Origin of the sequence: Mesorhizobium metallidurans STM 2683 (assembly GCF_000350085.1) — a bacterium.
Taxonomy (GTDB): domain Bacteria; phylum Pseudomonadota; class Alphaproteobacteria; order Rhizobiales; family Rhizobiaceae; genus Mesorhizobium; species Mesorhizobium metallidurans.
Map to the genome: position 1 here is coordinate 95,643 of NZ_CAUM01000146.1, position 26,326 is coordinate 121,968.

21 protein-coding genes are annotated in these 26,326 nt (G+C 63.1%); 10 read left to right on the forward strand and 11 right to left on the reverse strand.

What is annotated here, in order from left to right; translation table 11 throughout:
• Window positions 1–2 precede the first annotated feature (2 nt).
• The 4 genes from MESS2_RS25480 to MESS2_RS25495 form a co-directional block, all read right to left on the reverse strand.
• Complete coding sequence (locus tag MESS2_RS25480) at window positions 3–1,142, reverse strand: ABC transporter ATP-binding protein (RefSeq protein WP_008877444.1); 1,140 nt, start codon at window positions 1,140–1,142, stop codon at window positions 3–5.
• A 74-nt stretch (window positions 1,143–1,216) separates the two neighbouring features.
• Window positions 1,217–2,317 carry a polyamine ABC transporter substrate-binding protein gene (locus tag MESS2_RS25485; RefSeq protein WP_008877445.1) on the reverse strand — a complete coding sequence of 367 codons (1,101 nt, stop codon included), beginning with the start codon at window positions 2,315–2,317 and terminating at the stop codon, window positions 1,217–1,219.
• A 339-nt stretch (window positions 2,318–2,656) separates the two neighbouring features.
• A complete protein-coding gene (locus MESS2_RS25490) occupies window positions 2,657–3,610 on the reverse strand; it encodes a DMT family transporter (RefSeq protein WP_040594018.1) in 954 nt (317 codons plus the stop codon).
• A 251-nt stretch (window positions 3,611–3,861) separates the two neighbouring features.
• Complete coding sequence (locus MESS2_RS25495) at window positions 3,862–5,310, reverse strand: helix-turn-helix domain-containing protein (protein ID WP_008877447.1); 1,449 nt, start codon at window positions 5,308–5,310, stop codon at window positions 3,862–3,864.
• A 246-nt stretch (window positions 5,311–5,556) separates the two neighbouring features.
• On the opposite strand from MESS2_RS25495, the gene aceA reads away from it, so the two are divergent.
• The 3 genes from aceA to MESS2_RS25510 all read left to right on the forward strand — a co-directional run bounded on the left by aceA (window position 5,557) and on the right by MESS2_RS25510 (window position 7,832).
• Window positions 5,557–6,846: an isocitrate lyase gene (aceA, locus tag MESS2_RS25500; protein ID WP_008877449.1), complete on the forward strand. Its 1,290-nt coding sequence runs from the start codon at window positions 5,557–5,559 to the stop codon at window positions 6,844–6,846.
• A gap of 53 nt (window positions 6,847–6,899) precedes the next feature.
• Entirely contained in the window at window positions 6,900–7,142 is a 243-nt protein-coding gene (locus tag MESS2_RS25505; RefSeq protein ID WP_008877450.1) for an SMc00767 family acetate metabolism repressor, read from the forward strand.
• A gap of 213 nt (window positions 7,143–7,355) precedes the next feature.
• A complete protein-coding gene (locus tag MESS2_RS25510; protein ID WP_008877451.1) occupies window positions 7,356–7,832 on the forward strand; it encodes a response regulator in 477 nt (158 codons plus the stop codon).
• Window positions 7,833–7,947: 115 nt separating this feature from the next.
• Here MESS2_RS25510 and MESS2_RS25515 read toward each other — a convergent pair whose 3' ends face one another.
• Entirely contained in the window at window positions 7,948–8,664 is a 717-nt protein-coding gene (locus MESS2_RS25515; protein WP_008877452.1) for an HAD family hydrolase, read from the reverse strand.
• A gap of 157 nt (window positions 8,665–8,821) precedes the next feature.
• Between MESS2_RS25515 and MESS2_RS25520 the strand changes: the two genes are divergently transcribed.
• The 4 genes from MESS2_RS25520 to MESS2_RS25535 all read left to right on the forward strand — a co-directional run bounded on the left by MESS2_RS25520 (window position 8,822) and on the right by MESS2_RS25535 (window position 13,078).
• The gene (locus MESS2_RS25520; RefSeq protein WP_008877453.1) at window positions 8,822–10,258 is read left to right on the forward strand and encodes a glutamine synthetase family protein; all 1,437 of its coding nucleotides are present in this window, start codon (window positions 8,822–8,824) and stop codon (window positions 10,256–10,258) included.
• Between the two features lie 37 nt (window positions 10,259–10,295).
• Window positions 10,296–10,661, forward strand: a complete 366-nt coding sequence (locus tag MESS2_RS25525) for a four helix bundle protein (protein WP_008877454.1) — start codon at window positions 10,296–10,298, stop codon at window positions 10,659–10,661.
• Between the two features lie 96 nt (window positions 10,662–10,757).
• Window positions 10,758–12,044: an NAD(P)/FAD-dependent oxidoreductase gene (locus MESS2_RS25530; RefSeq protein WP_008877455.1), complete on the forward strand. Its 1,287-nt coding sequence runs from the start codon at window positions 10,758–10,760 to the stop codon at window positions 12,042–12,044.
• Window positions 12,045–12,268: 224 nt separating this feature from the next.
• Entirely contained in the window at window positions 12,269–13,078 is an 810-nt protein-coding gene (locus MESS2_RS25535; protein ID WP_040594019.1) for an SH3 domain-containing protein, read from the forward strand.
• Window positions 13,079–13,139: 61 nt separating this feature from the next.
• Here the strand turns inward: MESS2_RS25535 and MESS2_RS25540 are convergent, their stop codons facing one another.
• Window positions 13,140–14,435: a Mur ligase family protein gene (locus MESS2_RS25540; protein ID WP_008877457.1), complete on the reverse strand. Its 1,296-nt coding sequence runs from the start codon at window positions 14,433–14,435 to the stop codon at window positions 13,140–13,142.
• Between the two features lie 87 nt (window positions 14,436–14,522).
• A complete protein-coding gene (locus MESS2_RS25545; RefSeq protein ID WP_008877458.1) occupies window positions 14,523–15,269 on the reverse strand; it encodes an SDR family oxidoreductase in 747 nt (248 codons plus the stop codon).
• 223 nt (window positions 15,270–15,492) lie between these two features.
• Between MESS2_RS25545 and zwf the strand changes: the two genes are divergently transcribed.
• The 3 genes from zwf to edd all read left to right on the forward strand — a co-directional run bounded on the left by zwf (window position 15,493) and on the right by edd (window position 19,548).
• Window positions 15,493–16,962 carry a glucose-6-phosphate dehydrogenase gene (gene zwf, locus MESS2_RS25550; RefSeq protein ID WP_008877459.1) on the forward strand — a complete coding sequence of 490 codons (1,470 nt, stop codon included), beginning with the start codon at window positions 15,493–15,495 and terminating at the stop codon, window positions 16,960–16,962.
• Entirely contained in the window at window positions 16,944–17,654 is a 711-nt protein-coding gene (pgl, locus tag MESS2_RS25555) for a 6-phosphogluconolactonase (RefSeq protein ID WP_040594020.1), read from the forward strand. The genes zwf and pgl overlap by 19 nt, the downstream gene beginning before the upstream one ends.
• 70 nt (window positions 17,655–17,724) lie before the next feature.
• The gene (gene edd / locus MESS2_RS25560; protein WP_008877461.1) at window positions 17,725–19,548 is read left to right on the forward strand and encodes a phosphogluconate dehydratase; all 1,824 of its coding nucleotides are present in this window, start codon (window positions 17,725–17,727) and stop codon (window positions 19,546–19,548) included.
• Window positions 19,549–19,611: 63 nt separating this feature from the next.
• Here the strand turns inward: edd and MESS2_RS25565 are convergent, their stop codons facing one another.
• From MESS2_RS25565 to MESS2_RS25580, 4 genes are all read right to left on the reverse strand, one after another.
• Window positions 19,612–21,306 (reverse strand): vWA domain-containing protein, encoded by a 1,695-nt coding sequence (locus tag MESS2_RS25565; protein WP_008877462.1) that lies wholly within the window; start codon window positions 21,304–21,306, stop codon window positions 19,612–19,614.
• A gap of 143 nt (window positions 21,307–21,449) precedes the next feature.
• A complete protein-coding gene (locus tag MESS2_RS25570) occupies window positions 21,450–22,448 on the reverse strand; it encodes a GlxA family transcriptional regulator (RefSeq protein ID WP_008877463.1) in 999 nt (332 codons plus the stop codon).
• A gap of 32 nt (window positions 22,449–22,480) precedes the next feature.
• Window positions 22,481–23,380, reverse strand: coding sequence for a bifunctional methylenetetrahydrofolate dehydrogenase/methenyltetrahydrofolate cyclohydrolase FolD (folD, locus tag MESS2_RS25575; protein ID WP_008877464.1), 900 nt, complete (start codon window positions 23,378–23,380; stop codon window positions 22,481–22,483).
• Between the two features lie 237 nt (window positions 23,381–23,617).
• Window positions 23,618–26,239, reverse strand: coding sequence for a Wzz/FepE/Etk N-terminal domain-containing protein (locus MESS2_RS25580; protein ID WP_008877465.1), 2,622 nt, complete (start codon window positions 26,237–26,239; stop codon window positions 23,618–23,620).
• Window positions 26,240–26,326: the final 87 nt, after the last annotated feature.

A 26,326-nucleotide genomic window follows, 5' to 3' on the forward strand; every position in this document is an offset into this window, starting at 1 on the left:
CCCTACCGTGTCAGAACGACGCCGGCATCCGGCCGGAATGAAACCCAGGCCCGGTCGTTCCAGGTCAGTGGATCCTCGGTGATGCGGGCCGCGTTCATCGCGCTCGCGCGCACCACATGGCCGTCGTCGAGCTTGATGTGATAGACAGTCATGTCGCCGAGATAGGCGATGTCGTAGACCTCGCCCTCGATGGCGTTGACGGCATCGGCCGGCTTCTTCGACGATACCTTGATCTTCTCCGGCCTGATGGCGAAGGCGACAGTGGCGCCAGCGGCGGCATCGCCGGCGTTCTCGGTGCGGATGGTAATGCCGTTGCCGGCATCGATGCTTGCGGCACCCGCCTCGCCACGCGCGACCTTGCCTTCGAACATGTTGACGTTGCCGACAAAGCCGGCGACGAAACGGGAGCCAGGCGCCTCGTAGACTTCCGCCGGCGTCGCCACCTGCATCACCTCGCCCTTGTCCATGATGGCGATGCGGTCGGCCATGGTCATTGCCTCTTCCTGGTCGTGGGTGACGACGACGAAGGTCAAGCCAAGTTCCTGCTGCAGGTCCATCAGTTCGAACTGCGTCTCCTCGCGCAGCTTCTTGTCCAGCGCGCCAAGCGGCTCGTCGAGCAGCAGAACCTTCGGCCGCTTGGCGACCGAGCGGGCAAGCGCGACGCGCTGGCGCTGGCCGCCGGACAGTTGGTGCGGCTTGCGCTTGGCGAACTGCTCGAGCTTGACCAGCTTCAGCATCTCGGCGACGCGCTTTTCGATATCGGACTTGGCCATGCCGTCCTGCTTGAGGCCGAAGGCAATGTTGTTCTCGACAGTCATGTGCGGGAACAGGGCGTAGGACTGGAACATCATGTTGACCGGCCGCCGGTAGGGTGGGATGCCACGCAAATCCTGGCCATCGAGCAGGATACGGCCTGCGGACGGCTCCTCGAAACCGGCGAGCATTCTGAGCAAGGTCGACTTGCCGCAACCGGACGCGCCGAGCAGGGCGAAGAACTCGCGCTCGAAGATGGTCAGCGACAGATTGTTGACGGCGGTGAAGTCACCGAACCTCTTGGTGACGTTTTCGAATTGGATGTAGGGCTTGGCGTTGGGGTCGTTCCAGGGCGCGAAATCCCTGCGGATACTGCCAAGCGATTTCATGTCCCACTCCGTCTCTTATCTTGCCCCTGAAGAATTCGACCCCGGCAGCCAGCCGCCGGGGCCGCGTCAGATTACTATTGTCCCGTAATGACCTTGGTCCACGACCTGGTGACGAGACGTTGCGTCTTGGGATCGTATGGACCCACGGTGAACAGTTTGGCCAGCACCGCATCGGTTGGATAAACGCCCGGGTCATCAAGGATTTCCTTGCTGACGAGCGGCTGCGAGGCCTTGTTGCCATTGGCGTAGAAAACGTAGTTGGTGGATTTGGCGATCACTTCGGGTTTCATCATGTAGTTGATGAATTCGTGCGCCTCGGCGACATGCGGCGCATCGGCCGGGATCGCCATCTGATCGAACCACATCTCCGCGCCTTCCTTGGGGATGGCGTAGGCGATTTCGACCCCCTTGTTCGCTTCCGTCGCACGATCGCGGGCCTGGAAGAGGTCGCCGGAAAACCCGACCGCCACACAGATGTCGCCATTGGCGAGCGCGTTGATGTAGTCCGACGAGTGGAATTTGCGGATCGACGGCCGAATGCTCAGCAACAGGTCCGTGGCCTTGGCAATGTCATCGGGAGAGGTCGAGTCGGGCTTGAGACCAAGATAATTCAGCGCGGTCGGAACAATGTCCGTCGGCGAATCCAGGAAGTACACGCCGCAACCCGCGAGCTTGGCGATATTCTCCGGCTTCAAAACCGCGTCCCAACTATCGATCGTATCGATACCAAGGGCTTCCTTCACCTTCTTGGTGTTGTAGCCAATGCCGGTCGTACCCCACATATAGTTGACCGAGTATTCGTTGCCGGGGTCGAACTTCGCAACCCGGTCCGCCACCTCACCCCACATATTGGAAAGGTTGGGCAGCTTCGACTTGTCCAGTTTCTGGTAAACCCCGGCCTGTATCTGACGGGCCAGGAACGGGCTTGCCGTCGGCACCACGACATCGTAGCCGCTGCCACCGGCAAGCAGCTTGGTTTCGAGAATTTCGTTGGAATCATAAGTGTCGTAGACGACCTTGATACCGGTCTCCTTGGTGAAGTCGTCAATGATCGAACTGTCGATATAGTCCGACCAGTTGAAGACGTTGACGACGCGGTCCTGGGCATGAGCGCCGGACGCGAGCAGAGCCAACAATGCCGAAGTCGCCGAAAGCCAGAGCGCTTTGCGGATCATGCCATTCTCCTTTGGTGATTGTACCCGGCAGCGTCCGCGCGGCCGGCATTTGCTTCAGATTATTGAGCTTTCCAGGAAGCAACAAGCGCGAATTGCCGGCACCATGGCGGGGCGATGCTGGCGGAGCCCGGTGTTTCCTTTGCGGTCGGGAAGGCGCTCCGTCGTCGTCAGAAGCTTTCGCCGCTGCGCGGGCAGAAATACAACGATGCGCTCCGGTCTTGATCGGGCCGACGGAGAGACTTGGCAAGATACGCCTGTCTTGTTGTTGCCGTATTTGCAGCCTGCCCGCGCGGCCGCCGCGTTGTCAATGGCTCATCTCGCTTTGGCGGGTGCGCTGCATCAGTTAGGTGATGGCATGCCAGTGACGCCTGGCCGCACGGGCCGCGCCTGACGCTTGAATTCGAGCCCGATATGGACGAGCAGCGCCGTGACCACGACAGCGCCACCGACAATGGTGCGCGCCGATGGCACCTCGGAGTGGATGAGCCAGACCCAGATCGGTCCGAGGATCGGCTCGAATGTGCCGAGCAGGGCGGCGATTGCCGCCGGAACGAGCCGGGCGCCGGTGGCGAAGAAGGCAAGGCCAAGACCCAGGTTGACAACGCCGAAGGCAAAGAGGAAGCCCATGTCGCGGCTGGAAACGGCAAATTCCGATGCCTGTGACGCCGCGAATGCGGCGGCGAGCATCGTGCCGAGGCAGGTCGCCGGCGTCATGCGCACATGGGCAAAGCGGCGCGTGATGACGGTGGCGATCGAAAACATGACGGCGATGAGCAGGGCCAATCCGTCGCCGATGGGCGAGACGGCGCCGTCGAGGGATTCCGACACCATGACGGCGACGCCGGCAATGACCGCGCCAATCGCCACCCAGGTCGCCATGGCGACTCTTTCACGAAACAGCGCCCAGGCCAACAACGCCGCCAGCAGTGGCACGCCGGCCTGCATCAAGAGGATGTTGGCGACGGAAGTATAGGCAAGCGCCACGACGAAAGAGGTCGAGGCGGTGGCGAAGCAGAAGGCCACGGCAAGGCCGGGCAGGCCCATGTCGCGAAACAATTTCAGCGTGCAGCGCCAGCCGTCGCGCCAGATCATGAAGCAGACCAGGAAGGCGGCGGCCCAGACCGAGCGCCAGAACACCACGGTCCAACTGTCGCCGGCGTCGATGAAGCGGGCGATGGCGCCGCCGAAACTCCACATCAGAGCCGACAGGAACACCAGGAGGAAGCCGATGCGCTCGCCCTGCGGCGAGACAACAGGCGAAACGGCCATCGGCGATGATGCGGTATCGGTCATGGGCGCGACTGTCGGCGATTTCTAAAGCGTGTCGGGTTTGAACGGATTCATGCGACGCGCTTTAGCTTCTTGTTTTGTGCATGTCGTTGTCGCAAAACCGCTGCGCACTTTTGCGCGACATGCACTGGGGCGGCACAATGCGCAACGGACGACAAGGACGTGCCTCAGACGCGTAACGCAAAGGCAGCAGCCGGGCGTGATCCACCGGACGGCGACAATTGTGGCAAAGACGGCAAGGTGTCTGCGACGTCTCACTGAAAATCGAAGGCGCTCAGTCCGGTCACCATCTCATCGAGGCCGAGCGGGCGCGTGACCGGCGGCTCGGCGCGGGCGAGGCAGCCGATGCGTTCACAGAGCCGGCAGGCGGGGCCTATCGGTGTAGCCGGATTGGTTCCCTGTCCAGGCTTTGCGGCGGCAGCCACACCCGGCAGTGCCGCGCCGTAGACGATCTCGTCGCGAAAGCCGATGTCGCAGCCCAGCAGAAGTGCCGTGCGGCGCGGGCGTTCCGCAAACGCGCCCTGCGGCCCTTCGAGCGTGCGGGCGACGCACAGGAACTCGGCGCCATCGGGCATTTCCACCGCCTCGACGAAGATCTGGCCGGGCTGGGCAAAGGCAGCATGGACAGGCAGTTTCGGGCAGCCGCCGCCGAAGCGGCTCTGCGGAAAGCCCTGGCTGCCCGCCTTGCGGAAGCGGTTGCCGGCATTGTCGACCTCCAGCATGAAGAACGGTATGCCCGACGCGCCCGGCCGCTGCAGCATGGTCAGGCGGTTCGCGGCCTGCTCAAAGGAGACGCCGAAGCGCGAACGCAACACGTCGATGTCATAGCGCGCGCGGTGGGCGGCCGCCTGAAAGGCCTGATAAGGCATCATCAGCGCGTGGGCAGCGTAGCGGCCAAGTTCGAAGCGCGCCAGCCGGCGGGCCTCGTCCGTGGTCAGCTTCAGCGCCTGAATCTCGCCCGCCACCGCGACCGTCATGCGGATCAGGCAGGCCTCCATCGCCACTTCGCGCAACTGGTCGAACGGCGACAGGCGCTCGGACAGAAACAGGCGCTGCGAATGGCGGTCGTAGCGGCGGCGCCAGTTCGGCATGGTGGCGACCGGCAGCACCTTGACGACGATGCCGTATTCGCGCTTCAGCCAGGCCTTCAGCGCACCGAACAGATCGTCGCCGGGATCGAGCACCGATGTGAACGACTCGGCCTCCGCCTCGAGTGCGGTAAAATGGTTCGGCCGGCGCTCGAAAATCTCGTGCATTTCGTCGATCGGCAAGCGGGCGCCGGAAAGCGCGGTGGCCCTACCCTCCCGCGCCAGAAGCTCATTGAGATCGGAAAGCCGCTCAGCCTGCTCGCGATAGGCGCGGAACAGTTTTACCACCGCGGCGGACGCGTTGGGCGCCGCCTCGGCAAGCTCGATCAGCTCCTGGTCCCCCGGCAATTCGCCGACCAGCAACGGATCCGAGAAGACTTCCCGCAAGGCGGCGACCGCCCCTTTCGCCTCGCCTTGCAATTCGTGCGGGTCGACCTTGTAGACGGAAGCCAGCTTCAGGATCAACTGGACCGTCAGCGGTCGCTGGTTGCGCTCGATGAGATTGAGATAGGACGGCGAGATGCCGAGCCCTTCGGCCATCGCCGTCTGCGTCAGGCCCTTGGCGTTGCGGATGCGGCGGATGCGCGGTCCGGCGAATATCTTTTGCTCGGCCATGGTCCCTTTACACGAATTTACAATGAAGTCGAACTTCGACTTTGCGAGTTGAGTCTTTACAAGATTTACAAAATTACAGCCGCACGCTGTCAAACGCAACACAGATTTTCTCTTATTTTCCGGTTTATCCCCTAGTTCTTCTGGCCAATTTTGCAATGCAATGTAAATGATGTCACATCCGACGACGCGATGTTTTCCATGACCTGGCGTTCTCAAAACCCGACACAGACCCATTCGGAGTGACCGATGACTGATTTTTACAACCTCGTCCCCTCGGCACCGGAAGGCCGGTTTGACGGTATCGAACGGCCCTATTCGACCGAAGATGTGAAGCGGTTGCGCGGTTCGGTCCAGATCCGCCAGAGCCTCGCCGAGATGGGCGCCAACCGGTTGTGGAAGCTCATCCACGAGGAGGATTTCGTCAACGCGCTCGGCGCCATGTCGGGCAACCAGGCGATGCAGCAGGTGCGGGCCGGCCTGAAGGCAATCTATCTGTCGGGCTGGCAGGTCGCCGCCGACGCCAACACCGCATCAGCCATGTATCCGGACCAGTCGCTCTATCCCGCCAACGCGGCGCCTGAGCTCGTCAAGCGCATCAACCGCACGCTGCAGCGCGCCGACCAGATCGAGACCTCCGAAGGCAAGGGGCTTTCGGTCGACACCTGGTTCGCGCCGATCGTGGCCGATGCGGAGGCCGGCTTCGGCGGGCCGCTCAATGCCTTCGAGATCATGAAGGCCTTCATCGAGGCCGGTGCCGCCGGCGTCCATTATGAGGACCAGTTGGCGTCGGAGAAGAAATGCGGCCATCTCGGCGGCAAGGTGCTGATCCCGACCGCAGCACACATCCGCAACCTCAACGCCGCGCGGCTTGCCGCCGACGTGATGGGGACGCCGACGCTGGTTGTCGCCCGCACCGACGCCGAAGCCGCTAAGCTGCTCACCTCCGACATCGACGAACGCGACCAGCCCTTCGTCGATTATAGTGCGGGCCGCACGGTGGAGGGCTTCTATCAGGTCAGGAACGGCATCGAGCCCTGCATTGCGCGGGCTATCGCCTACGCGCCTCATGCGGACCTGATCTGGTGCGAGACTTCCAAGCCGGATCTGGCGCAGGCAAAAAAATTCGCCGAGGGCGTGCGCAAACACCATCCGGGCAAGCTGCTCGCCTATAATTGCTCGCCGTCGTTCAACTGGAAGAAGAACCTCGACGACGCCACCATTGCCAGGTTCCAGAAGGAGCTCGGCGCCATGGGCTACAAATTCCAGTTCATCACGCTGGCCGGTTTCCACCAGCTCAATTTTGGCATGTTCGAGCTCGCGCGCGGCTACAAGGCGCGGCAGATGGCTGCCTATTCCGAGTTGCAGGAAGCGGAGTTCGCGGCCGAAGCCCACGGCTACACGGCGACCAAGCATCAGCGCGAGGTCGGCACCGGTTATTTCGACGCCGTGTCCATGGCGATCACCGGCGGCCGATCCTCGACCACGGCCATGCATGAATCGACCGAGCATGCCCAGTTCAAGCCGGCCGCGGAATAGAAGAAACGCAACAACAGAGGAAACGCCCCAAAAGGGGTTCAAGGAGAAAACCAATGGCATCGATCAGCCGCGTCAAGGAACGGGCCGAAGAACAGGCCACCACCATGAATGTCGACCAGCAGGCGACCATCCGCATGCTGGCGAATGACCTGCACAGACTCAACCAGTCCGTCATGAAGGCGGTCGAGGCCGGCGTGTCGGTGGAGCTGGTACGCTCGGCAAGACACCATGGCGGCGACGGCAATTGGGGCGACCTGCTGATCCCGGTGATCGTCACGCAGCGGAACCAAGGCTGATCGAAACCGATGAATTCGCGCCTCACCTGCGCAGTTTTTCTGCGCAGGTGAATTTCGTTTCACAACCCTTCACGCCATGCCAAGATTAAAGATTTAACTTATATTTTATCGCTTACAGCAACATCTTCGAAACCCGCCGTTTCAACTTGACATGGGACACGATCTCACGCCAATTGTCGCTCTGATTTCAACTCTGCATTGAAACAGCGACGAATGGTTGTCCTGCCCATGCGCCCCGTGAATCGCGAGACCAAGACTGCAAGCCACCTGACTTTGGTGAGCCGGAACGGGCAGTCCGAGATGCTCGCGGACTTTACCCGCGTGCTCGTCGTCGGAAAATCGCCGGTCAACCGGGTGGTGGTGTCGAAAATAGTTGAACGATCCGGGCTGAAACCCATCTCGGAATCGCCCGAAACGGCGGCAGCGGCGTTGCGATCGTTCATTCCCGGCGCTGTCGTCCTCGATGGCGGAGCCGACAACAAGGACTGCGACTCGCTGCTGTCCGGTATCGGCACGCTGCGACGGACATCGGGCAAGTCGCTCCCTTCGGTGATCCTGCTTTCAACCAAGAATGGCACTCCGGAGAGCCTGGGCTTGTCGAGCGTTGTCGACGTGGTGGTGGTCAAGCCGATCACCCCCGAACGGCTGCAACCGGTGATCGACCACCTGATCGGGCTCGGGCGCAGCTAGAGCATTTTGCAGCCAAGTGGAATCACTTGGCGTCGCACAAATGCGGCTAAAACAAACAGATAGAGCGGGATGCCCGTTCAATCCAAATGCATTCCGCTCTAGGCGAGGTTGACCGTCAACCGGCTTTCCCGATGCTTTCCATCAGCCCGGGCAGTTCCGACAGATCGGCTATCCGGCGGAAGCGAGGTGCCGCAACCGGCGGCTCGACATGTTCCAGCACCCAGGTCAGTTCATGCGGCACGTGGACACCCCAACCGCCGGCCTCGATGGCCGGCACTACGTCCGACTTCAGCGAGTTGCCAACCATCATGCTTTTTTCCGGGCCATCGCCGTGGCGGCTGAAGATCCTGGCATAGGTGGCCGCGCTCTTGTCGCTGACGATCTCGACCGCCTCGAACAGATCTCCAAGGCCCGATTGCGCCAGCTTCCGCTCCTGGTCGAAGAGGTCGCCCTTGGTGATCAGCAGCAGGCGGTACGCACCTGCCAGCTTTTCCACGGTTTCGCGCGCATGGGGCAGCGCCTCGATCGGATGGCCAAGCATGTCGCGGCCCGCGGCAAGAATTTCGGCGATGACCGAGGCTTGCGCACGGCCTTCGGTGATCTCGATCGCCGTCTCGATCATCGACAGCGTAAATCCCTTGATGCCGAAACCGTAGATTGCGAGATTGCGCTTCTCGGCTTCCAGCAATCGTGCCGATATATGCCCCTCCTCGGCGTGGTCGGCGAGCAGCGCGGCAAAGCGCTTCTCGGTCAGGCGGAAGAACTGTTCGTTCTGCCAGAGCGTGTCATCGGCATCGAAGCCGATCGTGGTCAATTGGGCATTGTTCTGCATTCGATGTCTTCTACTGAAACCGGGACGCTAGTTCACGGGAGGCCGAACCTAAGCTGCCCGTGGCGATTTTCAACCGTGCAGGCGATACGGGCCGGCTCCCCTTCCCTTCCATCACCGGCCCCGGCTATACTCCAAAATCCGCAACCCAATCTGGTGAATGATGCCGCCTGCAAAAAAGGAAGTCCGTCCGTCGAGCCGCGGAGGACGTGCCCGCACGCCTGCGTTCGTGAAAAATCTGCGGGGCGTGAAGAACTGGAAGGAAGTCAGCGCCTGGCTGGAATGGCGCGGCATCGAGGACATCGAATGCATCACGCCCGACCAGGCCGGCGTTGCGCGCGGCAAGATGATGCCATCGAAGAAATTCACCTCCAACACCTCGCTGGCGCTGCCTTCGGCGGTATTCATGACGACGATTTCCGGCGGCTATCCGGAGGACGGCAACGGCTTCCACTATCCGGAGGACGACGGCGACCTCAAGCTGATGCCGGATCTTTCCACGCTGACCGTGGTGCCGTGGGAAGAGGATCCAACGGCGGCGGTCATTTGCGACCTCGTCCACCAGGACGGCCGATCGGTCGAGTTCACGCCGCGCAACGTGCTGAGGCGCGTGCTTGCCGCCTACGACAAGCGCGGGCTGAAGCCGGTGGTGGCGCCCGAGATCGAATTCTACCTGGTGCGCAAGAATCCCGACCCGGACTACCCGCTGACCCCGCCCGTCGGACGGTCCGGACGGCCGATCGGTGGCGGCGCCGGCTATTCGATCGCCGGCGTCAACGAGTTCGACGAACTGATCGACGACATCTACCATTTTTCCGAGAGCCAGGGCCTGGAGATCGACACGCTGATCCATGAGGAGGGAGCCGGCCAGCTCGAGATCAATCTGCGCCATGGCGATCCGATCGAACTCGCCGACCAGGTGTTCATGTTCAAGCGCACCATTCGCGAGGCGGCGCTGAAGCATGAGATCTATGCCACCTTCATGGCCAAACCCATCCAGGGCCAGCCCGGTTCGGCGATGCACATCCATCAGTCGATTATCGACAAGAAGAGCGGCAAGAACGTCTTTTCGGCCGAGGACGGCTCGGAGACCGACGATTTCTTCCATTTCATCGGCGGCATGCAGAAACATGTGCCGAACGCGCTGGTGATGTTTGCACCCTATGTCAATTCCTACCGCCGGCTGACGCAGTCGGCTTCGGCGCCGGTCAACAACAAATGGGGCTACGACAACCGCACCACCGCCTTCCGCGTTCCGCGCTCCGACCCGGCGGCCCGACGCGTCGAAAACCGCATTCCCTCTTCCGATGCCAATCCCTATCTGGCGCTGGCCGCATCGCTCGCCTGCGGCCTGATCGGCATGACCAACAAGATCAAGGCCGAGCCGCCTGTGCTGACGACCGCCAATGCGGACCAGATCGACCTGCCGCGCAGCCTGCTGGAAGCCGTCGACCTGTTCGAGGCCGACGAGGAACTCGGCACGCTGCTCGGCAAGTCCTTCGTCGCGACCTTTGCGGCGATCAAGCGGGCGGAATTCGAAACCTTCATGGAAGTGATCAGCCCGTGGGAGCGGGAGTATCTGCTGCTGAACGTTTAGGGGAGTAGGGCAGTACGGCAGTAGGGGGCGGCATGTGATGGCGAAGATCGAGTCCTACAGGGATCTGATCGTCTGGCAGCAGGCGATGGACCTGGCAGTATCAATCTATGAAGCGACACGAGCTTGGCCGAAAAACGAACTCTATGGAGTGACAGGTCAGGCGCGTCGGGCAGCTACCTCCGTGCCTGCCAACATCGCTGAGGGTTACGGCCGAGAGAGCCGAGCTTGCTACCAGCAATTTCTCAGGATCGCCCAAGGATCGCTGAAGGAACTGGAGACGCATCTTATGATTGCGCACCGTGTCGGAATCGCCACGCGCGAGGCGGTCGAACCCTTGATGAACCGCAGCGAGAGCGTAGGGACGCTCTTGCGCCTTCTGATCCGCAAATTGTCACCTGAATAGCTTCTACCCTACTGCCCTACTGCCCTACTGCCCTACTGCCCTACTGCCCTACTGCCCTACTGCCCTACTGCCCTACTGCCCTACCTGTCGGTCATCATGCCCTACCAATCCCCCATCTCTCCCGGCCGCTCCTGGTACGAGGATTCAGCGGGACCTCGGCCCGAGTACGCGGCGCTCGACGGCGACCGGACATGCGACGTGGTCATCGTCGGTGGCGGTTTCACCGGCCTGTCGGCGGCTGCCCATCTGGCCAAGGCCGGCGCCAATGTCGTGCTGACCGAGGCGCATCGTTTCGGCGATGGCGCATCCGGCCGCAATGGCGGCCAGCTTGGGACGGGCCAGCGTGCCTGGGCCGAGGAAATGGAGGCCGAATACGGGTTTTCCCGGGCCAAGGCGCTGTTCGACCTGGCGGAGGAGGCCAAGGCGCACCTCATCGAATTCGCCGCCGTCAACCGCATCGAGATCGACTATATGCCGGGCCAGATGTCGGTGGCGCACAAGAAGCGCCATGTCGACGACTACAAAGCGCATGCCGAGATCATGGCAAGCCGCTTCGGCTATTCGCATATTTCCTTCATGGATGCCAGGGAGACGGCGGAGCGGCTGGGATCGACCGCTTATTTCGGCGGCACCCGCGATACCGGCACCGGCCACATCCATCCGCTCAAGCTGGTGATCGGCACGGCAAAGGTAGCGGCTGAGGCGGGCGCGCAGCTGTTCGAGCAAACGCCGGCGACCGGCATCACCTCCGTCGGCGGCAAGGTCAATGTCACGACGCCGAAGGGCACGATTACAGCCGAGAAATGCCTGTTCGGCGTCAATGCCTATGGCGGCGCGCTGGAGCCGGTGAGTGCGGCGCACATCATGCCGATCGGCTCCTTCATCGGCGCGACGGTGCCGCTCGGGGCCGACACAAAAGTGCTGCCGGGCGGCGAGGCGGTCGACGATTCGCGCTTTGTCGTGCGCTATTTCCGCAAAACGAGGGATGGCCGGCTGCTGTTCGGCGGGCGCGAGATCTATGCGGTCAACGATCCGAAGGACATTCACATCCACATCCGCCGGCAGATAGCAGAGCTTTATCCCGACCTCAGGGATGTCGAGATCACCCATGGCTGGGGCGGCTATGTCGGCATCACAGTGCCGAGGAAACCTTTCGTGCGCGAGGTGATGCCCAATGTGATTTCGATCGGCGGCTATTCCGGCCACGGCGTGATGCTGTCGAACTTCTTCGGCAAGCTCTATGCAGAAACTGTTTCAGGCAACCGGGACCGGCTGAAACTGATAGAGGATCTGAAAATCCCGCCCTTTCCCGGCGGCCGGCGCTGGCGCACGCCTCTGCTCTTCCTCGCACTCAACTGGTTCGCCTTGAGGGACAGGATTTAACCACAGATTGCAGAAACCCTTGGCAAAACACCTTCCAAGCGTGCAGAATCGCTCGTAAAAGGCGCAGTGATGCCACAATCTGGGTTGAAAGATGCAGGCCGTGGGCAGTTAAGCGGGGCTTTTGCGGGCTTGCCCGCGCGTGTTTTTTTGCGGACCGATGCCGATCGAATGCCGGCTTACCGGCACAGATCGAAAGAACATCGGCCGCAAATGGAGGTGGCAGAGTGAGAGAGCCCTTTAGTTTCGGCATGCCGGAACGACGGCGCTTTGCGATGCAGTTCGGCTACGACATGCGGCCTACCTTCTGGCAAGGAGTCCGCTCGAACTCGCATCTGGTGATCGCCGCGCTTGGCACCGCAGCGCTGCTTGGCGTGGCCGCGGTGGCGCTATGGCTGGCATTGCCGGCCAATGAGAGACAGGCGGCCGCGAGCCCGGGGCAGACCGTCCCGACCATTCCGGTGAAGACAACGAAGATCATCCCGACGGCAGCCGCAACGGCTGCTGAGCTGCCACGGGCCGCTGGCAAGGCCGACGCGGTTTCGCCGACTGTGGCCGCGGCGGAGGCCGAAATACCGGCTCTGGCGCCGAATGACCCCCGCTGGACAGGATCAAAGGCCGCATCCGCCGCCGCGTCATCCGGCCAGGAGGCGGGCAAGAGCGAGCAAGCGGCCGCATTCGCCGACCCGGCGGCAAAGAACGATGCGGCAACAATGCTTGCCAAGGTCGCGGCCCCGGGCAAGACGGACGGCGCGCAAACCGCCGCCATTGCAACTGCGAAACCACAGGCGCCTGCGGCAGCGCAGGACGACAGCGATCAAGCCAAAGCCAAGTCGCGGAAAGCAGCCGCGGCCGGCACCGGACGCATTCTGAGAGCCGTCACCATGCGAACCGGCCCGAAGAAGAATGCAGCCGCCATGGTCACCGTTCCCGCCAAGACTTCCGTGCAGGTGATGGGCTGCAAGCAATGGTGCCAGATCGTCTATAACGGCAAGCGCGGCTGGATCTACAAGACTTATATCAAGACAGGCGCCTGATGCCCGCGCCGGTCTGGAGAACCGCGGATCCCTGACGGCCGCCCAGCCCGTGAAATCTCCGTCAGGCGCCGAGCAGACGGCGAAAGCGCCGCCATCGTCTGGCATGCCTGCGTTGCCTGACATGGTCGCGGTGTTCTTCGAACGGCACCTCGTACAGGCCGCACGTGTCGCACCCTTCCCGCTTGCCGCAGACCGGGACCCAGCATTTGACATCATGCGTCCAGGCAAGCGCGACCCTCTCCAGGTGGAGCCTGGAGGAGCTTTTGAGCAGGATAAGTTCGCCGTCGACGGCCGTTCTCTTGATGTGCTCGGAGACCTCCTTCGGCGTACGCAATTCATGAAACCGGCCGCTATCACGATCCTCTTGCCCGGCTCCCGAGCGGTGCGCATTGTCGCCGACATAGATAACCTGATCGGCAATCTCACGCGCGGTCCTGTAGGCGTAGCGGTATTTTCGGGTCGAGCCCGCATAGTCCGAGATCTGCCCCAGAACGATGCGCTTTGGTTTCGTCGTGGCCTTGGCCATCAAATCGAAGGCAAGATCGACCGAATGCCAGGGCGACTTGGCGGCATCAACGATGAATTGCGGGCCGCCCTCGGTGACGAGCACCTGGCAGCGGTTGGCCAGCGGCTGGAATGTCGTCACCCTGGCCGCCACTTTCTCGGGAGGAACGCCAAGCTCCAATGCCGCGCAAACGGCCGCGGCTGTCGGCAGCCAGAAATGTTCGGCCGGAAATGCCGTCTTCAATTCCAGCACGCCGCCCCGCCAATGGATGGCCAACGTCAACTTGTCCGGATAGGCGGCATTGACGTTGGTCACGCGATAGTCGGCCTGTTCCGACACGCCGAAAGTAACGACACGATGCGCGGTGGCGGAAGCCATGCCGATCACATGGGGATCATCCGCATTGAGGATGGCGAAGCCGCCCGGCTCCAGCGCATCGACCAAGGCGCGCTTTTCCCGGGCGACGTTCTCCAGGGTTTTGAATGCTGAAAAATGTTCGAGGCGGACCATGGTAACTATGGCTACATGCGGCTTCAGCATATCCGCCATTGGCTTGAGCGTACCCGGCCCACTGGCTCCGGCTTCGAAAATGACGTAGTCGAGTTCGGTCGTATTCTTGATGCGCTTGTACAGCATCCTGACCAACGCGTTCATCGTATTGGCGAGGACCTGGGTATGCACCGAGCCATGACTGGCCAGTATGTGCCCAAGCAGTTCGGTCACGGTCGATTTGCCCGAACTGCCGGTTACACCAATAACGGTCGCGTTGATCTTTGAGCGGGCGCGTTTTGCCCGGTAGACGTCGAAACGACGCCGCAGGTCTTCGCGAACTTTCCGCAATCCCGCGTTCATTGCGCCACCGACCCCTATCCTGTTTCAGCGTCTTATGCCTTTCGCCGGACGCTCAAGTCAAATTGCTTCCCGTTATGGCCAGGCCGCTCAGATGCAGCGTCCGCCATCGACTTCGAGCGCCACGCCGGTGACGAAAGCTGCCTCGTCCGACGCCAGCCAGAGCGCCGCGTTGGCTATGTCGAGCGGTTTCGAAAGCCGGCCAAGCGGGATCGATGCGCGGAATTTCTCGCGCATTTCCGGCGTGTCGGCGCCCATGAATTTTTCCAGCATGCCGGTCTCGCCGGCCACCGGACAGAGACAATTGACGCGGATGTTCTTCGGCGCGAGTTCCACCGCCATCGACTTGGTCGCGGTGATCGCCCAGCCCTTCGACGCGTTGTACCAGGTAAGGCCGGGCCGCGGCCTGATGCCAGCCGTGGAAGCCGTGGTCAGGATGACGCCGCCGCCCTGCCGTTCCATGATCGGTACGACCGCAAGTGCCGCATGATAGATCGCCTTCATGTTGACGGCGGTGATCAGGTCGAAGGTCGTCTCGTCGACCTCGAGCATATCGCCGTTGCGATGGGTGTAGCCGGCATTGTTGACCATGATGTCGATGCGGCCAAAGGCGCTCTTTGCGGCATAAACCATCTCGTCGAACTCGGAACGCAGCGAGACGTCCGTCTGGGTCCAGATCGCGTTGGGGCCGATATCGCCGGCAACGCGTTCGGCACCCTTGGCATTGAGGTCGGCGACGACGATGCTGGCGCCCTCCTCGGCAAAGCGCCGCGCCATGCCCTCACCGAAACCGGACGCAGCGCCGGTGATGATGGCGACCTTGTTTTCCAGGCGCATGCTTTTCTCACTCATTGAACCGCTCTATGCTGCATCTGCGAAGGCCTCCCGGAGCCATCGCTCGCGACAAGCCTCCGGGTCGCGCCAGTGTCAAGGGCACATGTTAGGACCAATCGTTGAAAGACCGACTGGCCTTGGGATGTGACACGATGGCACTGGAAAATTTAAATCGATTAGAATATATCAGCCGCGTACTTGCGACCGGCGTCAGAGCGGACAGACCATGACCAGCCAGATCATCCCTGTCGACCCTTTCGACTTCATCATTTTCGGCGGCACCGGCGATCTGTCGGAACGCAAGCTCCTGCCTTCGCTCTATCATCGCCAGCGCGACCATCAGTTCTCCGAGCCGACCCGTATCATCGGAACCTCGCGCTCGAAGATGACCGACGAGGAGTTCCAGGCGTTCGCCAAGCAGGCGATCTCGGACCATGTTAAGCCGGCCGACATCGACGCCAAGGAGCTGAAGACGTTCCTGGCGCGGCTCTCCTATGTCTCGGCCGACGCCACCACGGGCGCCGGTTTCGACAAGTTGAAGAAGGCGATCGGCGACAGCGAGTGCATCCGCGCCTTCTATCTGGCGGTGGCGCCGGCGCTGTTCGGCGACATCTCGCACAAGCTGAAAGAGCACAATCTGATCACGCCGAACTCGCGCATCGTGCTGGAGAAGCCGATCGGGCGCGACCTCGCCTCGGCGCGCACGCTCAACGACCTGGTCGGCGATGATTTCCACGAGAGCCAGATCTTTCGCATCGACCACTATCTCGGCAAGGAGACGGTGCAGAACCTGATGGCGCTGCGCTTTGCCAATGCACTTTACGAGCCGTTGTGGAATTCCGCCAATGTCGACCATGTGCAGATCACCGTGGCCGAGACGGTCGGCCTGGAAGACCGCGTCACCTATTACGACAAGGCCGGCGCGCTGCGCGACATGGTGCAGAACCACATGCTGCAGCTTCTCTGCCTCGTCGCCATGGAAGCGCCGTCGTCGATGGACGCCGACGCCGTGCGCGACGAAAAGCTGAAAGTGCTGCGGTCGCTGAAGCGCATCAACGGCAACGAGGCGCCCAAGCATACGGTGCGCGGCCAGTACCGCGCCGGAGCCTCGGCCGGAGGGCCGGTGAAGAGCTATGTCGAGGAACTCGGCAAGGACAGCAACACCGAGACCTTCGTCGCCATCAAGGCCGAGATCGGCAACTGGCGCTGGGCGGGCGTGCCGTTCTACCTCAGGACGGGCAAGCGGCTGGCGACCCGCGTTTCGGAAATCGTCATCGAATTCAAGCCGATTCCGCACTCGATCTTCGACGACAGCGCCGGGCCGATCTTCGCCAACCAGCTGGTGATCAGGCTGCAGCCGGACGAAGGCGTCAGGCAGTTCATCATGATCAAGGATCCGGGGCCGGGCGGCATGCGGCTGCGCCAGATCTCGCTCGACATGAGTTTCGCGCAATCCTTCGACGGTCGCGCGCCCGATGCCTATGAGCGGCTGATCATGGATGTCATCCGCGGCAACCAGACGCTGTTCATGCGCCGCGACGAGGTCGAGGCGGCATGGCAATGGATCGACCCGATCCAGAACGCCTGGGAAAGCGCCAGGCAGGACGCACAGGGCTACACGGCGGGCACCTGGGGCCCTTCGGCCTCGATTGCCCTGATCGAACGCGACGGGCGGACATGGCACGAGAGCAATTGAACGCCTACACTTGGCATGCGTTCGCCGACGGCCCCCAACTGGCGGCAGCGCTTGCCGGCCACGTTGCGGGCCGCCTCACCAAGGCGATCGCCGAGCGCGGCACGGGGCTGCTCGCCGTTTCAGGCGGTACGACGCCGGCGAAATTTTTCGCAACGCTTTCGAAGATACCGATTGCCTGGGACAGAGTGACGGTGACGCTGGTCGACGAGCGCTTCGTGCCGGCCTCCTCGCCACGTTCCAACGCCGGTCTGGTTGCCGCCAACCTGTTGCAGAACGCGGCCGCCGCCGCACGTTTCGTGCCGCTCTATCACGAGGCCGCAGGCATCGAGACTGCCGCGGCGTCCGACGATGCGGCATTGCAGTCACTGCCCTGGCCGCTCGATGTGGTCGTGCTCGGCATGGGAACCGACGGCCACACCGCCTCGTTTTTTCCCGATGCCGACAATCTGGCAAAATTGCTCGACCCGTCCTCGACAAGGATCGTGCTGCCGGTCCACGCGGCAAGCGCCGGCGAGCCGCGACTGACGCTGGCGCTGGCGCGGATCCTCGCTGCCGGTTTCATCGCACTGCACATAGAGGGCGAGGACAAGCGCACCGCGTTTGACGGCGCCATGGGACCGGGCGCGAGAAAGCCCATTCGTGCCGTGATCGACGCAGCGCCCAAGGCCGTAGAGGTTTTCTGGGCACCCTGATTTTCAACTCGCCAATGGTCCCGGCAGATGGTGGGAGGATGTTTTCCGGGACCCGAAAGGACCGACCGCCATGACCGCACGACGCGATATCGAAGCCATCACCGAGCGCATCCGCCAACGCTCCAGACCAGGCCGCGAGGCCTATCTCGACCGCATCGCCGAGGCGTCGAACCGCACCGCCAACCGGGCAGTGCTTTCCTGCGGCAACCTCGCGCATGGCTTCGCGGTCTGCAGCCCTTCCGAAAAAGTGGCGCTGGGTGGCGACCGGGTGCCGAACCTCGGCATTATCACCTCCTACAATGACATGCTGTCGGCACATCAGCCGTTCGAGACCTATCCCGCGCTGATCAAGGATGCGGCACGCGAGGCCGGCGGCATTGCCCAGGTGGCCGGCGGCGTGCCGGCGATGTGCGACGGCGTCACGCAGGGCCAGCCCGGCATGGAACTGTCGCTGTTCTCACGCGACGTGATCGCCATGGCCGCCGCGATCGGCCTGTCGCACAATATGTTCGACGCCGCCGTCTATCTCGGCGTCTGCGACAAGATCGTGCCGGGGCTGGTGATCGCCGCTCTCACCTTCGGCCACCTGCCGGCGGTGTTCATCCCGGCCGGGCCGATGACGACGGGCCTGCCCAATGACGAAAAGGCCAAGGTCCGCCAGCTCTATGCCGAAGGCAAGGCAGGCCGCGCCGAACTGCTCGAGGCCGAGTCCAAATCCTATCACGGGCCGGGAACCTGCACTTTCTACGGCACGGCCAACTCCAACCAGATGCTGATGGAGATCATGGGCCTGCACATGCCGGGCGCCTCCTTCGTCAACCCCGGCACGCCGCTGCGCGACGCCTTGACCCGCGAAGCGACGAAACGGGCGCTGGCGATCACCGCGCTCGGCAATGCCTATACGCCGGCCGGGCGGATGATCGACGAGCGCTCGATCGTCAACGGCATCGTCGGCCTGCATGCCACCGGCGGCTCGACCAATCACACCATCCATCTGGTCGCCATGGCTGCGGCGGCGGGCATTGCCATTAACTGGCAGGATATTTCGGACCTGTCGGAAGCCGTGCCGCTGCTGGCCCGGGTCTATCCGAACGGCCTTGCCGACGTGAACCACTTCCACGCGGCCGGCGGGCTCGGCTTCCTGATCCGCGAACTGCTCGACGAAGGCATCCTGCATGAGGACGTGCAGACGGTGTGGGGCGAAGGCTTGCGGCCCTATGCGGTCGAGGCCAGGCTCGGCGCCGACGGCGGCGTGGTGCGCGAGGCCGCCCCAAGCGAAAGCGGCGACGAGAAAGTGCTGGCGCCGTTCAGGAAGGCCTTCCAGCCGACAGGCGGGCTGAAAATGCTTTCCGGCAATCTCGGCCACGCCGTCATCAAGACTTCCGCCGTGAAGCCGGAGCGGCGCATCATCGAGGCGCCGGCCAAGGTGTTCGACAGCCAGCAAGGACTGAACGACGCATTCAAGGCCGGTTCGCTGACCGGAGACTTCATCGCCGTCATCCGCTTCCAGGGGCCGAAGGCCAATGGCATGCCGGAACTGCATAAGCTGACCACTGTGCTCGGCATTCTGCAGGACCGCGGCCAGCACGTGGCGCTGCTGACCGACGGGCGCATGTCGGGCGCATCCGGCAAGGTGCCGGCGGCGATCCATGTGACGCCGGAGGCCGTCGAGGACGGACCGATCGCCCGGATCCATGATGGCGACATCATCAGGCTGGACGCCGAGGCCGGAACGCTGGAAGTGCTGGTGCCGGCGGCTGATTTCGCGCTGCGCCGGACGGCGGATGCCGACCTCATCGGCAATGAGTTCGGCTTCGGCCGCGAGCTTTTCGCCGGGTTCCGGCAATTGGTGGGCCGCGCCGACCACGGCGCCAGCGCATTCGGAACGGCATGACGGCATTTGTCCCGTCATGAAAAGGGGCGGCTCGTGGCCGCCCCTTTTCATTATCTCCAGAACCTATTGCACCGTAAGCTCGGCCCTCTCGCCGGCCTTCACCGTCACGGTGCCTTCCTTGCGACTGTTGTCCGACTTCTCCGAGACCACCACGTAGTCGCCGGCCGGTATCGCCGCCTGATACTTCTGGTCATAGGCGTAGCCGAGCGATTTGCGGTTGCCGTTGATGTCCTTTTTCGCCTCGAAAACCTCGATCTTCGAGGTTCCGGGGGCGGTGATCGCCAGAACGCCGGCGTTCATGGCGATCTTCAGATCCAGTTGCTCGCCAACCTTGACGCTGAACGGCTGCTCGACGACCGCTAGGTCGACCGTGGCGGCTATCACATAGTCGTCCGGCGGCAGATCGAACTTGCTGTCGGGACCATAGGCATAGGTCACCTCTTCCCGCGTGCCGTCGATCTTCTTTTTCGCCTTGAGCACCTTGAAGCCGACGCCCGTACCATCGGCCTTGTCGCCACCGGCGGTATAATAGGCGTTGGCAACGACATTCCCGACGCCAACGATGATGTCCTTGTCGATGACCCTGCCGGCAGCGAGCGGGATCGTTTCGGTCACCACGCCCTCCCCGATCTTGACGGTCACTTTCTCGTCGCCGGCCGGCAGCACGACTTTCGTATCGCCATAATAGGTCGGCGGCGTATCGACGCCCGGATAGGCGATCACGACAGCGGCTCCATCGGCCACATCGGCGCCCTCGCTTGGCCGCGGATGAATGAGCAACGTGCCGGCATTCAGCGTGAAGAGGGGCTTGTAGACCTGGCCCGCCTCGATCCTGATATTCTGTTCGGCCTTGGCCTCGCCGATGCGCGCGGCGACGATGTAGTCGCCCGGTTCGAGATTGCCCTTGTAGGCTCCGTATTCGGTGGCGACGGTTTCACCGCGCGTGCCGTCGAACATTGCCTTGTAGATTTCCCAGGCATTGCCATCGGTGACAGGATCGCCGCCCTCGGCCAGCACCACGCTCGGAGTGAAGTTGAATTCCGGCTTTGCCGCCTCCGGTGCCGGTGCAGGCGCGGGTTCTGGTGCAGGTGCCGGTTCGGGCGCAGGTGCAAGCGCGGGTTCTGGCGGCGGCGCCGGGGCCGCGACGGTTTCGGCCAGCGCGTCCTGCAGCGCCTTCTCGTCCGAGGCCTGGATGTATTTGCCGCCGGTGTTTTCTGCGAGGCAGGCGACCTGCTTGCCCTCGTCAGCGGTCAGGCCGAAGCCGACGACATCCGCGGTGAAATCAATGCCGGCAGCCTTCAGTTCCTTGCCAAGCGCGCAAGGATCGCCGCCGCAGGTCTCGAGCCCGTCGGTGATGAGAACGACCGTGGCCTTGTCCTCGGTATATTTCAACGCTTCGGCCGCTTGCCTGACGGCTGCGGTCAATGGCGTCCTGCCTAGAAATTTCAGGCCGTCGGCAGCGGTGGTGATGGCGCGGGTTGAACCCGCCTGTGGCGGCACTATGAGTTCGATGTCGTCGCAACTGGCCTTCTCGCGATGGCCATAGGCCATGAAGCCGATCTCCCTGTCGGTCGGGATGGACTGCAGCGCGGCTCTGAGGGACTCGCGGGCCATTTCGAGCTTGGGCTTGCCGTCGATCTGCGCCCACATGGAGCCGGAGGCGTCGAGAATGACGATGACACGATCGGCGGCAAGGCCGAGCGTCGTCATCCACAGCAGGAAGGCCGCCGCAGCGACGCTCCGCGCAAGTCCCACCATGAAAATCTCCAGAGCAAGTCCCCAAGGGAAAGGCTATTTAACGTGGCGGCAGGACACAAGCCGCGCCAGACGTTAAGCACAACTGAGCGCCGTTTCGTGCGATGACAGCGATATACGCTGGAGAGGCTCGCAGCCTTGAAAGGTCAGTATGTCGTGCGCCGCTCCTCGGAAGGCGGCCGGCCGAACTGCAGCCGGTAGCTCTGGGCAAAATAGGAGTGCGAGGTGAAGCCGGTGGCGATCGCCACGTCGAGGATCGGCATGTTGGTCTGGCGCAGCAGTTCACGTGCCCGCTCGAGCCTGAGGCGCATGTAATAGCGGCCGGGCGTCACGCTGAGATGGCGCAGGAACAGCCGCTCGACCTGGCGTACCGACAGGCCCGCCGATTTGGCGAGCTGCACCGCCGACAGCGGCTCGTCGAGATGGTCGGCCATCAACTCGACAATGCGCCTGAGCTTCTCCGACTTGCCGGTCAGGTCGCGCTCCGGCCCGACGCGCTGGCGGTCGCCGGCGGAGCGGATGCGCTCGTGCTGGAACTGGTTGGCGACGCCATTGGCGAGGTTGGAGCCGAAATCGCCACGCACGATCTCCAGCATCAGGTCGATCGAGGTGGTGCCGCCGGCGCAGGTGTAGCGCTTGCGGTCGATCTCGAAGACATTGCCGGTGCAGTTGATGTCGGGAAAGCGCTCGACGAAACCGGCGCGGTTTTCCCAATGGATGGTGCAGCGGTAACCATCGAGCTGGCCCGCTTCGGCGAGCAGATAGGAGCCGACCGACAGCGCGCCGAGCGCGTTGCCGCGCCGGCCCCAGCTGCGCAGCGCCGCCAGCACCTTGCTCTTGCCCGGGAATTCCGTCGTCAGCCCGACCGAAACGAAAAGGATATCGACCGGCGGCAGATCGGCGACGGCGTAGTCGATCTTGAGCGGCAGGCCGTTGGAGGCCATGACGGCGTCGCCGTCGGCCGACACCGTCGTCCAGCCATAGAAGTCGCGGCCGAGCAGGCGATTGGCCGAGCGGAACGTGTCGATCGCCGCGGCCAGCGAGAACATGGAAAACTTGTCGACCAGCAGGAACGCGAAATGCCGCCCGCCTTGAACGGGATCATTCGTGACCGGCCGTTCAACAGGAACAGTGAGGTTCGGCAAAGCTGCGACTTTCCAGGGTTCGGCCCGATGAACTAGAAGGACGGCCGTTTCATTCCGGCCGCGAGATAGGCGGAAGCTAGCGTGTTGGCCATCAGCATGGCAATGGTCATCGGCCCGACGCCGCCGGGCACCGGCGTGATGGCGCCGGCCGTCTTCGCCGCCTCGGCATAGGCGACGTCGCCGACGAGGCGGGTCTTGCCTTCACCCTTTTCGGGCGCCGCGATACGGTTGATGCCGACATCGATGACGGTGGCGCCCGGCTTGACCCAGTCGCCCTTGACCATTTCCGGGCGCCCAACAGCGGCCACCAGGATATCGGCGGTGCGGGCAAGCGCCGGCAGATCCTTGGTACGGCTGTGCGCAATAGTGACGGTGCAGTTGGCGGCAAGCAAAAGGTTGGCCATCGGCTTGCCGACGATGTTGGAACGGCCGACGACGACGGCATTGAGGCCGGACAGATCCTTGCCGCGCACCCGCTCGATCAGCAGCATCGAGCCAGCCGGCGTGCAGGGAACAAAGGCGGTCTCGAGTTCGCCGGTGCCGAGCTTGCCGGCATTGATGAAATGGAAGCCGTCGACATCCTTTTCCGGCGCTATTGCCTGGATGATCTTGCCGGCATCGACATGGCCGGGAAGCGGCAGCTGCACCAGGATGCCGTTGATGGACGGATCGGCGTTGAGTTCGCCGATGACATCAAGCAATTCCTGCTCGGAGGTTTCGGCCGGCAACGTGTGCTGGAGCGAATGAAAGCCGCATTCCTTGGCGGTGCGGGACTTGGAGGCGACGTAGACCTGGCTCGCCGGATCCTCGCCGACGATGACCACGGCGAGACCGGGCTGGCGCGCACCCTTTGCCACCAGCTCGGCGGTCAAGTCCTTGACCCGCCCCACCACATCCGCGGCAACGCTTTTGCCGTCAATCAATTCTGCCATGAATCACCTTCAACACCGTTCCGCCCAAAGCACGTCGCGTCTGAAGGGATTCATGCGGCACGCTTCGGATCTTTGTCCCATGCAGGTCTTGCCCAAAACCACTGCTTACCCTTCGGGTCCGAGGGCGAGCTTTTGGGTAACATGCAGCGCGGCATTTTCACGAAAAATCGACCGGGCAATCCCGCCAAAGCGCCGTCTGATGCCGCTAACTCGAAACCGGCGGTCTTTATTCGTGGTTCAGAAATAGCGGCGGCGCGAGCGGCTCTCGGTGAGTTCGCGAACCGCTTCGCGGAATTCACGCAGGCTGACGCGGATTTCGTCGACCGAGGATTGCTGTTCATCCGCGCCCGAAGCGTGATCTGTCTCAACCGACGCGGCTTGAGGATAGACCGGCGGTGGCGGATAGGGCGCTTGTCCGGGATAGGGCATCATGGCCGGCGGATAGGGATAATAGCCGGCCGGCGGCGGCTGCATCTGCCAGGGATAGCCCATCGGCGGTTGCGCATAGGGGTGTGGCTGCATGTGCGAGCCCGGATAGACGGCCTGCTGCGGCATCATCTGATGAGGTAGCGGCGGCTGTTGCGGATACGGAGCATAGGCGCCTTGCTGAGGCTGCTGGTGACCCGAAGACTCCGTCTGCTCGGGCGGGTAGTAGGGAGACGGATAGACGGGATATTCCTCCATTGGCTTCTCGCTCTCGGCGACAGCGGGCGAGATGGGATCACTGGAACGCGCGGATTTTTCGCTTGCCGCCTTTTCTTCACTTGCCGCCTGGCCGGGCACTATCTTGCGTACCGCCGACAGCAGCGCGCCGATCGGACCCCCACGTTCCGCGCCAGCGGCCTCGACCGGCGGAACGGGCGGCGGCGGCGCCTGGTATGCCTTGTCCTCAAAGGACGTCAGGCGCTCGTCGACCCTGCGGCGCGAGCGCGAATTGGCGGTTTCGCGCAGGCTTTCATAAGCGCCGCGCATGGCACCGAGACCGATGCCGGAGGCAAGCCCTCCCAGCAAGCCGGCCAGCACCACCACGGCGCGCGACGGCCCGTTCGGTTCGAGCGGGGCAAAGGCCTTGGAGATCACGTTGATGTTGGCGGTGTTGATGTCCTTCTGCTCGCCGGTTTCCTTGGCGCGCAGAAGGTATTGTTCATAGACGGAGCGCTTGGCGGCCGCCTCGCGCTCCAGTTCGCGCAAGCTGACCAGGTCGCTGTTGACGTCGCCGCTGCGGACCTTCAGTTGCGCCAGGCGGGAGGCGAGATCCTGCTCGAGCTGCACGGCGCGCTTCAGGTCAACCTGCAGCGACGAGGCGATGCGGCGCAGTTCTGCGGCGATGCGGTCGCGCGACCCGGCCAGCTGGGCGCTGAGCGCCTGGAGCTCAGGATGGCGCGGTCCGAGCCGGATCGCGGCGCGATCGGCCTCCTGCTTGAGCGATGCGTATTGCGAGCGCAGTTCGCTCATCGTGTTGGAGTTGATCTCCTCGGGCAAGGTGCCGCTCAGAACCGAGTTCACGTCGATCGAACGCGCTGACGCCGCCCGCGCGTTGAGTTCCAGCGTGCGGGCGCGGGCGACGGAAAGCTGCTCGTTGAGCTTGAGCATCTCGTCGTCGCTGATCAAACGGCCTTGCGCGTCGACAAGGTCGCGCGTGGCCCTGAAATCCTCGACCTTGCGCTCGGCCACTTCCACGCCCTTGCGCAGTTCATCGAGCCTCGCCGTCAGTTCGTTGGTCGCGCGGCCAGCGGTGTCGGACTGGATCTGACCGAAGGTCTGCAGGAAGACATCCGTCATCGTGTTGGCAATGAGGGCCGACTTCTCGCCATTTTGCGTGGTGGCGCTGACGGAGATGACGAAGGTCTTGCCGCCGCGCTCGACCGAAAGGCTTTCGGCCAGATTGCCGACCGCCAGCGCCCGGCGGCGGCCTTCGTCGGCGCCGCCCGGCCCGTCGCTGCGCGACAGGATCGACCGGATGAGCGGCATGATGCCCAGGCCGCCCGAACCCTGTCCGTTGAACTCCGGATCGTTGACGAGATTGAGCTTGTCGACGACCTTGTTGAGGACGGTGCCGGAGGTGAGCACGCGGACCTGATTTTCGACAATGGCCAGCGTAGCGTCGGACGCAACCACCGATTGGGTGAGGTCGCGGTCGGTGAGCTTCAGGTCGCGTGGGTCGACGATCAGCTCGGTGGTGGCTTCGTATTTCTTCGGTGTCGAGAGCGCGATCGCGACGCCAAGCGCGGTGCCCAGTATCGTCGTGGCGACGATCAGCATCTTCGATCTGGCAATGCCGCGCACGACCTGCATTGGATCGATCAGCGGCTTCCATTCCTGTGCGTCGACATCGTCGCGCGAAGGCCGTTGCTCGTCACCGGCATATCGAGGCTCGGATGCGGCAGTGCGACAGCGGGCGTCAGAAGCACCTTTGGCGGCCGGCCGTTCCGGCTGCCGGGTTTGCGTGTAGCCGCCTCTGACGGCTTCGTCGCGTGAAGGCGCTTGCTCTTCATATCGAGGTTCGGGTGCGGCAGGAGGGCGGCGGGCTTCGGAAACAGCTGCGCTGGCCGGTTCTTCCGGCTGCCAGACTTGTTTGTAGCCATCTCCGGCAGCCTCGTCGGCGTCATGCGGCGTCTCGGCGGCCGACATGGAACCAGCCTCGAATTGTTTCGTGTCGGCGGCCAGCAAAGAGCCCAGTCGCGCTTCGCGGCGCGAGCGGGCGAGCTGATGGCGTGTCGCGGCATCCTCGCGCCATGACCGGTCTGCCCGATCGCCGATCGAAACCAGCGAAGCGTCCTCCTCGCCGCGCACGGCCCGCCCGAGCGCCAGCAGGGAGCGCTCGCGCCTCCAGTCCTCACGGTTTTCCCTTTCGACCATTGTCCTGGAGCTTGCCCTTGGCGGCTTGGGAGCGGCTGCAAATCGTTAAGCCACGCTAAACAGGCATAGGAAACAAAAGGTTAATTT

Bases quoted from the DNA above. Each gene is read 5' to 3' on its own strand.
- MESS2_RS25480 (WP_008877444.1), bottom strand. From the start codon at position 1,142: ATGAAATCGCTTGGCAGTATCCGCAGGGATTTCGCGCCCTGGAACGAC.
- MESS2_RS25485 (WP_008877445.1), bottom strand. From the start codon at position 2,317: ATGATCCGCAAAGCGCTCTGGCTTTCGGCGACTTCGGCATTGTTGGCT.
- MESS2_RS25490 (WP_040594018.1), bottom strand. From the start codon at position 3,610: ATGACCGATACCGCATCATCGCCGATGGCCGTTTCGCCTGTTGTCTCG.
- MESS2_RS25495 (WP_008877447.1), bottom strand. From the start codon at position 5,310: ATGGCCGAGCAAAAGATATTCGCCGGACCGCGCATCCGCCGCATCCGC.
- aceA (WP_008877449.1), top strand. From the start codon at position 5,557: ATGACTGATTTTTACAACCTCGTCCCCTCGGCACCGGAAGGCCGGTTT.
- MESS2_RS25505 (WP_008877450.1), top strand. From the start codon at position 6,900: ATGGCATCGATCAGCCGCGTCAAGGAACGGGCCGAAGAACAGGCCACC.
- MESS2_RS25510 (WP_008877451.1), top strand. From the start codon at position 7,356: ATGGTTGTCCTGCCCATGCGCCCCGTGAATCGCGAGACCAAGACTGCA.
- MESS2_RS25515 (WP_008877452.1), bottom strand. From the start codon at position 8,664: ATGCAGAACAATGCCCAATTGACCACGATCGGCTTCGATGCCGATGAC.
- MESS2_RS25520 (WP_008877453.1), top strand. From the start codon at position 8,822: ATGATGCCGCCTGCAAAAAAGGAAGTCCGTCCGTCGAGCCGCGGAGGA.
- MESS2_RS25525 (WP_008877454.1), top strand. From the start codon at position 10,296: ATGGCGAAGATCGAGTCCTACAGGGATCTGATCGTCTGGCAGCAGGCG.
- MESS2_RS25530 (WP_008877455.1), top strand. From the start codon at position 10,758: ATGCCCTACCAATCCCCCATCTCTCCCGGCCGCTCCTGGTACGAGGAT.
- MESS2_RS25540 (WP_008877457.1), bottom strand. From the start codon at position 14,435: ATGAACGCGGGATTGCGGAAAGTTCGCGAAGACCTGCGGCGTCGTTTC.
- MESS2_RS25545 (WP_008877458.1), bottom strand. From the start codon at position 15,269: ATGCGCCTGGAAAACAAGGTCGCCATCATCACCGGCGCTGCGTCCGGT.
- zwf (WP_008877459.1), top strand. From the start codon at position 15,493: ATGACCAGCCAGATCATCCCTGTCGACCCTTTCGACTTCATCATTTTC.
- pgl (WP_040594020.1), top strand. From the start codon at position 16,944: ATGGCACGAGAGCAATTGAACGCCTACACTTGGCATGCGTTCGCCGAC.
- edd (WP_008877461.1), top strand. From the start codon at position 17,725: ATGACCGCACGACGCGATATCGAAGCCATCACCGAGCGCATCCGCCAA.
- MESS2_RS25565 (WP_008877462.1), bottom strand. From the start codon at position 21,306: ATGGTGGGACTTGCGCGGAGCGTCGCTGCGGCGGCCTTCCTGCTGTGG.
- folD (WP_008877464.1), bottom strand. From the start codon at position 23,380: ATGGCAGAATTGATTGACGGCAAAAGCGTTGCCGCGGATGTGGTGGGG.
- MESS2_RS25580 (WP_008877465.1), bottom strand. From the start codon at position 26,239: ATGGTCGAAAGGGAAAACCGTGAGGACTGGAGGCGCGAGCGCTCCCTG.